The sequence below is a fragment of the Geoalkalibacter sp. genome (assembly GCF_030604225.1).
In the GTDB taxonomy this organism is placed as follows: Bacteria; Desulfobacterota; Desulfuromonadia; order Desulfuromonadales; family Geoalkalibacteraceae; genus Geoalkalibacter.
In genome coordinates this window covers 1-7,388 of record NZ_JAUVWH010000149.1, presented here as the reverse complement: position 1 = coordinate 7,388, position 7,388 = coordinate 1, and the positions used below count along the sequence as shown (strand labels likewise).

Sequence of the window (7,388 nt, the reverse complement as noted above, 5' to 3'; positions counted from 1 at the left end):
GTTGACCAAGAAGGCTCGTTCCTTCATGCGAAAGCTGCAAAGCCGCCCGGAGCATGTGCGCAATTACTTCAAGCATCCCCGCATTGCCTATGCGGCATAATTTGACTGTTTAATCACCGGAGCAATATTCCGCAATGTCGGACATCCGCGGCATCAAGGTTTGGGGCGGGGTTCACTATGTGGGACAAAAATATCCCACCAATACGGAATGCAGCCCTGAAGACTCCAGCATTGCGCTGTCCGGACCCGTTCCTGTTGAACTGAAAAATTAGGGGAGGCCTATCGATGAAAACTATCTTTTTCATGCTGATCGCCATGATTCTGTCCGCTTACTCTGCCGCGGCCAAGACGTACAACGTCATATCGATTCAAGGGGAGGAGGCGATCATCCGGGACGTGGATGGAAAGCAAAAAATCAAGGTCAAAAAAGGCATGGAACTTGCTGGTGGCTGGGTGGTCGTCGAGGTCGCCCAGAACGGGGTCGTTATTGAAAAATGGTTGAGCGAGGACGAACGTGTCCGCGGGGTCTTGCCTGTAAAAACCATCCCGTCGGAATAAGGGATGTTCGCAACGAGAGGGCGGAGGGGGCTAAGCTCTCTCCGCCCTGAGGCCCAGTTGGAACCAAAGTGAACCAATCGCAATCAAGTAGGCCGTAGCATCATGAAGGCAGGCTTGGCTGGCGCCGGAGCGACGTTTAATCCTTCGCTGAAGATCCTGGCGAGGTCGCTGTCGGTCGGTGCATGAACTCCCCCGTCGGCTCTTGACGCTTTTGTGTTTGGCTTGTTGGTGCGGTTGTCGAACGGGGTGGTCATGGGCGGCTTTTTTCAGTAGGATAGAGGCCCAATCCATTTGAATTCGCCCCGTATGAGGATGCCCGATGAACCAGCTCTCCGTCTCCGCTGCCCCCAATACCACGCCGGATCCGTCCCTGCCGGAACTCTTCGCGCAGGCCCTGCGCTGCCTTGGCGAACTCGGCGGCGACTACGAGGCCGCCATCCTCGATCTGGACGCCCTGCGGCAGCGGCTCGACGAGGGGCGTTTTCACCTGGCGGTGATGGGCCAGTTCAAGCGCGGCAAGAGCACCCTGCTCAACGCCCTGCTCGGCGAGGATCTGCTGCCCACCGACATTCTGCCCGCGACCTCCATTCCCACCTACATTCTCGCCGGCGAGGCCCTGCGGGTGCGCGTTCATTTCACGGCGGAGACGCCGCGCGAGTTTTTGCCGACGGCCGGCGAGCCCCTGGCCGCGGTGCTCAACGATTACGTCAGCGAGCAGGGCAACCCCCACAACCGACGCGGCGTGGAGCGCGTGGAGATCTTTCACCCCGCCGCGTTGCTGCGCCAGGGCGTGGTGCTCATCGACACTCCGGGCATCGGTTCGACCCTGCGCCACAACACCGAAATCACCCACCAGACCCTGCCCAAGTGCGATGCCGCCCTGTTTCTCGTCTCGCCCGATCCGCCCCTGACCGAAACGGAGCTCGATTTTCTCGGCCGGGTGCGCGAGCGTCTGCCGCGGGTCTTTTATCTCTTCAACAAGATCGATTATCTCGATGCCCAGGAACTGCGCGCCTCCCTGGACTTTCTGCGCGCCAACCTGGAGCGCGCCGATCATGCCGGCGAGCCCCTGCGGATTTTTCCCATTTCCGCGCGCCAGGCGCTGGCCGCCCGCCTGCGAGGCGATGAAAACGGCTGGCGCGCCAGCGGCCTGCGGGAGGTGGAGGAAAAACTCATCGATTTTCTCAGCCGGGAAAAGCTCGACGTCTTGCAGGCCGCGCTGCGGCGCCAGGCCGGCGATGCCGTGGGGGTGGCCCTGATGAAGCTGCAGCTGACCCTGAGCGCCTTGAAACTGCCGCAGGAGGAATTGCAGCAGCGCCTCGAACAGTTCCGTCGCGCCCTGCCCGAGATCGAGCGCGAGCAGTTGGCGGCCTCCGACGTGCTCGCCGGCGATCTCAAGCGTCTGGTGGCCAGGCTCAACGACGAGCTGCACCAGCTCAGGGACAAGGCCCTGGGCGAGATGGCGCCGGCGGTGGAGGGCTATCTGGAGAGCGTCGAGGATCCCGAGGAAATGGAGCGCCTGGTGCGTTCCACCCTGGAGCGGGCGATTCCGCGCTTTTTCAGTCCGGCCATGTTGAGCATGTCCCAACTGATCCGCGAGGAGGCCACGCGGATCCTGACCCTGCACCAGCAACGCGGCAACGCCCTCATCGAGCAGGTGCGGCGCACCGCCGCCGACATTTTTGACATTCCCTACCGCGTCCCCGCCGGGGAGCGCGCCTATACGGCCTTCGCGCCGCCTTCCAGTTGGAGCACCAGTTTTCTTATTTCCGACATGGACCCCCTCGGCCAGCGTCTCGCCCGCAAGCTGATGTCGAAGAAATTTCGCCGCAACCGCACCGTGAAGCGCCTGCGCCGCCAGTACCCGGGGCTCATCGGGCAGAATGTCGAGCAGATCAGCTGGGCCTTGCGCCAAAGCCTCGACGAGAGTTTCCGCCGCTTCGACCACGAGTTGCGCGATCAGCTGAAAAAAACCGTGAACGCCGCCCAGGACGCGGTGCGCATCGCCATGAACCGCAAGATGACCCACCTCCACGAAACCGCCGCCGAGGAAACCCGGTTGCGCCGCCACCTCGACGAACTGCTGGAAGTGCATGGCCTGCTGGGCGCGCCGACCTAACTTTCCCCGGCGCCGCGAAAGGCCGCCTGGGCTTGGTCCTGAAGGCGGCGCGGTTGCGCCTGGTAGCGCGGCGAGTGGTGAAAGACCAGCAGCTTCTTTGCGCCGGCGCGGCGGCCGAGCGCGCCGGCGAGGCCGGCGGTGAGGTGATTGCGTTCCGCGGCCAGATGCTGGTCGGCTTCGGCGAAGCAGGCCTCGATGGCCAGCAGGTGAGCGTCGGCGGCAAGCCTCAGGATCTGTTCGGCGTTGGCGGGGCTGGGCGAGGCGTCGGTGACGTAGACGATTTTCATGCCCGCCTCGCAGTGGGCGATCTCGGCCGTCAATTCTCCTAGGTGGCGCACCACCATCGTGCCGTCGTGCCGCGCGACCTGCACGGGGGTGTCTTGCGGCGCGTCGGCGCGTACCAGATCCTTGAAGCGGCTCAGCCAGGGGCCGGGCGGATAGCCGAGGCGGTCGAGGGCGTCGCGGTGAATGGCGACGTGGAGCTTTTCCTCCAGGGCGAAGGCCAGGCAGGGGATGTCGCCATGCTCCAGGGAGACGGCGCGCACCCGGTAATGGGTGGTTTCGTGCAGCAACCCCGCCGGGCAGGCAAAAAAACGCGGCGCTTCCGGACGAAAAGCGCGGGAGGCGCGAAAGCACCTGGCCTGCCCAGCGCCGTCGGCCGCCCATTCGCGCACCTCGATGCTCAGGGGGTAGCCGTCGATGAGGTTCCAGGTGTAGGCGGCCAGACGGTGGCCGATGCGTTCGCCGAGGCCGGGGGGACCGTGGACCAGCAGGGGCTGGCGGCGGTAGAGAAAAGTGCGCAGCAGATGGTCGAAGCCGGCGAGATGGTCGATGTGGGCGTGGGAGACAAACACCGCCCGGATTTTGAGCAGATCGCGGGCGGGCAGGGCATGCAGGTCGCCGCAATCGAAGAGCAGGGCTTCGCGGCGGTGCGCGACGCGCACATAGAGCGCCGGATCTCCAAAGGGGTCATTGACCAGCCTGACGAAAAATGAGGAGCGCATGGCTCTCCGGCGTCGCGAAACATTGCGCCCGCCGTCCCGCGCAAGGCGGGGCGGCGGGCGTTTTGGCGTGGTGCTCAGCGGGCCTTGAGAGTGGTGTAGAACAGCCCGTCGCGGCGCTGCACGAGCAGGCGCAGCACCTGATCCTTCTTCACGCTTTTCAGCACCGCCTGCAGATCGGCGGCGGAGGTGAGGGCGCGGCCGCTGATCTCCACGATCAGATCGCCCGGACGCAGGTTGGCGGCGGCGGCCGGGCCCGTCGGGTCGATGTCGACGATCAGCGCGCCCTGCTTGCCTTCCAGGCCATGGGCCAGGGCCGTCTCGGGGGTGAGGTCGGCGAAGGACAGGCCGAGGCTGCCCGCTTCGTCGCCGGTCGCCGCGCGCACCTGGGGTTCTTCCTCGGACATGCGGCCCACCTGAATGCGCAGCTCGCGGGTTTTGCCGTCGCGCCAGATCTTGAGGCGCGAGTCGCTGCCGACGGACGTGGCCGCGACAAACCGCGGCAGATCATTCATGGAGTCGATTTTGCGCCCGTCGAATTCCAGAATGATGTCGCCACGCCGCAGACCGGCCTTTTCCGCCGGGGAATCCTTGAGTACGTCGACCACCAGGGCGCCCTTGGTTTCGGTGAGGCCGAAGGAGGTGGCCAGTTCCTGGGTGACGGGTTGGATCTGAACCCCCAGATAACCGCGGGTGACGCGGCCTTCCTCGCGCAGCTGGGGCAGGACGATCTGCGCGGCGTTGATGGGAATGGCAAAGCCGATGCCCTGGCCCTGGGCGACGATGGCGGTGTTGATGCCCACTACCTCGCCGCGCATGTTGAACAAGGGGCCGCCCGAGTTGCCGGGGTTGATGCTCGCGTCGGTCTGGATGAAATCGTCGTAGGGCCCCGCGCCGATCACCCGGCCCTTGGCCGAGACGATGCCCACGGTCACGGTCTGGTTGAGGCCGAAGGGATTGCCGATGGCCATGACCCATTCGCCGATTTTCAGCTCCTCGCTGTTGCCCAGGGGCGCCACGGGCAGCTTCTCGCCGGTGTCGATCTTGAGCAGGGCGAGGTCGAGCTTGGCGTCGGTGCCCCGCAGGGTCGCGTCAAAGGAACGACCGTCGGAGAGGCGCACCCTGATTTCATCGGCGCCGCTCACCACATGGTCGTTGGTGAGAATGTAGCCGTCGGCGGAAATGATGAAGCCCGAGCCCAGGGATTGCTGCTGACGGGGCTGGGCATCGGGCATGCCGCGAAAGAAGCGCTCGAAGAATTCGTCGAACAGATCGCCGCCCGGGCCGCCCGGCCCCGGCAGGCGCGGGGAGCGGCGCTGCACGGTCTTTGAGGTGCTGATGTTGACGACGCTCGGCATCATCTCCTGGGCCAGCTGGCTGAAGTCGGGGGGCGCCGCGGCCGCCGGCGGGGACGGGATGGTGAAAAACAGGGCGAGCAAGAGGGGCAGGATCAGGGCCTGTTGCCAGAACCTTTGCATGGTTGTCCTCCTAGGGAAAATGCGTGCGGTGATTATTTAATCATCGCACGGGAGGATGTCAATGCAGGGGGGAGCGGTTTCGGCCGAGGGGTCAGGCGGCGTCGGCGGCCGCCGTGGCGGCCAGGGGCAGGCGGACCTGGAAGCAGCTGCCCTCGCCCGGAGTCGAGGTCACGCCGATCTGGCCCTGGTGGGCTTCGACGATCCATTTGACGATGGACAGGCCCAGGCCGGCGCCGCTTTCCAGGGAGCGGCTGCGGTCGATGCGGTAAAAACGATCGAAGATGCGCTGGAGATGCTCGGGCGCCATGCCCACGCCCGTATCGCGCACGTCGATCACCGCCTGCTCGCCTTCCACCCGCAGCTGCAGCTCGACGCGACCGCCCGTCGGGGTGTATTTGATGCCGTTGGAGAGCAGGTTGAGAAACATCTGGTGCAGGCGCAGCTCATCGCCCATGACCCGTACCTCGAGGTTCTCCGGCAGCTTGAGGGAGACGGCGATGCCCTTGTTCTCGCCGAGGATCTTGCCCTGTAGGGCGAGTTCCTCCAGCATCAGGTTGAGATTGACCTGTTTCATGGTCATCGGCGTTTCTCCCGCCTCGCTTTTGGCGAGGAGCAGCAGATCCTCGATGATGCGGCTCATGCGGTCGATCTCTTCCAGGTTGGATTCGAGAATGTTCCGGAATTCCTCGGGATTCTTGGTCCAGCGCAGCGCCACTTCGGTTTCGCCGCGCAGCACGGTGAGGGGCGTGCGCAACTCGTGAGAGGCATCGGCGGCGAACTGGCGCAGGCGGCGGAAGGAATTTTCCAGCTGTTCCAGCATGCGGTTGAAGTTTTGCACCAGGCGCCCGATCTCGCTGTGCTGGTCGGCTTCCGGCAGGCGCCGCGAGAGATTGTCGGTGTTGATCTGCGCCATGGTGCGCGAGATGTTTTCCACCGGCGCCAGGGCGCGGTCGGCGAGAAACCAGCCGCCGAAGCCCAGGGCCGCCAGGGGCAGGGGGAAGAAGATCAGCAGCAGCAGCTTGAGGCGATCGAGAATGTGCCGGGCCGGCTGCTCGCTGATGCCGACGCGGATCAGCCCCCTGACCCGGCTGCCTTCCAGCAGTTGGTAGTCGAGAACGCGCAGCGCCGCCTCGCCCGGTTGGTCGAGGCTGTGAAAGCGCTGTCCCCCGGGGCTGACGAGGGTGTGGCGCGGATCGGCGGCGCCGGCTTCGGGCAGCAGGCCCGGCGAGGTTTCACACCAGAGGCTGCCGGCCGCGTCGTAGATCCGAACGAAGGCGCCGCTGCCGCTCAGGGCCAGATCCTGGGCGAGGACGCGGCAGACCTCGGGATCGGGCTCGGGGGTCGCGATGAGCTGCCCGGACAGGGTTTCGGCGATGACCAGCAGCCGTTCGTCGAGTTCGGCTTGCAGGGTGCGCGCCAGGCTCAGGTACCAGAAAAGGCCGGAGGCCCCCAGAATGAGGGCCACCGTGAGGACGTACCAGAGGGTGATGCGGGTGCGGATGGAGCGAAGAAACTGCAACTCAGTCGGATTCCTTGAGCACGTAGCCCACGCCGCGCACGGTGTGGATGAGTTTCTTGTCGAAGTCGCGATCCACCTTCTTACGCAGGTAGTTGATGTAGACGTCGATGATGTTTGTAAAGGAGTCGAAGGTGTAGTCCCACACGTGCTCGGCGATCATGGTGCGGGTCAGCACCTGATTGGGGTTGCGCATCATGTATTCGAGCAGGGCGTACTCCTTGGAGGTCAGGTCGATCTCCTTGTCGCTGCGCCACACCTTGTGGGAGACGGGGTCGAGGCGCAGATCGGCGAAGTGCAGCTCGGCGCCGCGATCCTGGGTGCCGCGGCGGATCAGGGCCCGCACCCGGGCGAGCAACTCGGCGAAGGCGAAGGGCTTGGTCAGGTAATCGTCGGAGCCCGAATCGAGCCCTTGGACGATGTCGTCCACCGTGTCCTTGGCCGTGAGGCACAGCACCGGCGTGGCCACGTCGCGGCCGCGCAGTTCGCGGATGACGGTGATGCCGTCCTTCTTGGGCAGCATGACATCCATGAGGATCAGATCGTAGGGGGTGTGGGTGGCCATGTCCAGGCCTTCGTCGCCTTCGTAGGCGACATCGACGGCATAACCTTCCTCCTCGAGCCCGCGCTTGATGAAGCTGGCCACTTTCTTCTCGTCTTCCACCACCAGAATTCGCATGATCATCGCTCCTTTGTCCTTTGCGAAAATTTGACAG

6 protein-coding genes are annotated in these 7,388 nt (G+C 64.6%); 2 read left to right on the top strand and 4 right to left on the bottom strand.

The window, feature by feature from the left end; genetic code table 11:
* Positions 1–285 precede the first annotated feature (285 nt).
* Together QAT43_RS13345 and QAT43_RS13340 are read left to right on the top strand one after the other, a co-directional pair.
* Positions 286–558, top strand: a complete 273-nt coding sequence (locus QAT43_RS13345; protein WP_305043577.1) for a hypothetical protein — start codon at positions 286–288, stop codon at positions 556–558.
* A gap of 319 nt (positions 559–877) precedes the next feature.
* Entirely contained in the window at positions 878–2,677 is a 1,800-nt protein-coding gene (locus QAT43_RS13340; RefSeq protein WP_305043576.1) for a dynamin family protein, read from the top strand.
* Here QAT43_RS13340 and QAT43_RS13335 read toward each other — a convergent pair.
* The 4 genes from QAT43_RS13335 to QAT43_RS13320 all read right to left on the bottom strand — a co-directional run bounded on the left by QAT43_RS13335 (position 2,674) and on the right by QAT43_RS13320 (position 7,351).
* Positions 2,674–3,681: a ribonuclease Z gene (locus tag QAT43_RS13335; RefSeq protein ID WP_305043575.1), complete on the bottom strand. Its 1,008-nt coding sequence runs from the start codon at positions 3,679–3,681 to the stop codon at positions 2,674–2,676. The two genes, QAT43_RS13340 and QAT43_RS13335, sit on opposite strands and share 4 nt — an antisense overlap.
* Positions 3,682–3,755: 74 nt before the next feature.
* Complete coding sequence (locus QAT43_RS13330; RefSeq protein WP_305043574.1) at positions 3,756–5,156, bottom strand: DegQ family serine endoprotease; 1,401 nt, start codon at positions 5,154–5,156, stop codon at positions 3,756–3,758.
* Positions 5,157–5,247: 91 nt separating this feature from the next.
* Positions 5,248–6,675 (bottom strand): sensor histidine kinase, encoded by a 1,428-nt coding sequence (locus QAT43_RS13325; protein ID WP_305043573.1) that lies wholly within the window; start codon positions 6,673–6,675, stop codon positions 5,248–5,250.
* Between the two features lies 1 nt (position 6,676).
* Complete coding sequence (locus QAT43_RS13320; RefSeq protein WP_305043578.1) at positions 6,677–7,351, bottom strand: heavy metal response regulator transcription factor; 675 nt, start codon at positions 7,349–7,351, stop codon at positions 6,677–6,679.
* Positions 7,352–7,388: the final 37 nt, after the last annotated feature.

Coding starts and splice junctions, on each gene's coding strand:
- QAT43_RS13330 (WP_305043574.1), bottom strand. CDS start 5,156: ATGCAAAGGTTCTGGCAACAGGCCCTGATCCTGCCCCTCTTGCTCGCC.
- QAT43_RS13335 (WP_305043575.1), bottom strand. CDS start 3,681: ATGCGCTCCTCATTTTTCGTCAGGCTGGTCAATGACCCCTTTGGAGAT.
- QAT43_RS13340 (WP_305043576.1), top strand. CDS start 878: ATGAACCAGCTCTCCGTCTCCGCTGCCCCCAATACCACGCCGGATCCG.
- QAT43_RS13345 (WP_305043577.1), top strand. CDS start 286: ATGAAAACTATCTTTTTCATGCTGATCGCCATGATTCTGTCCGCTTAC.
- QAT43_RS13320 (WP_305043578.1), bottom strand. CDS start 7,351: ATGCGAATTCTGGTGGTGGAAGACGAGAAGAAAGTGGCCAGCTTCATC.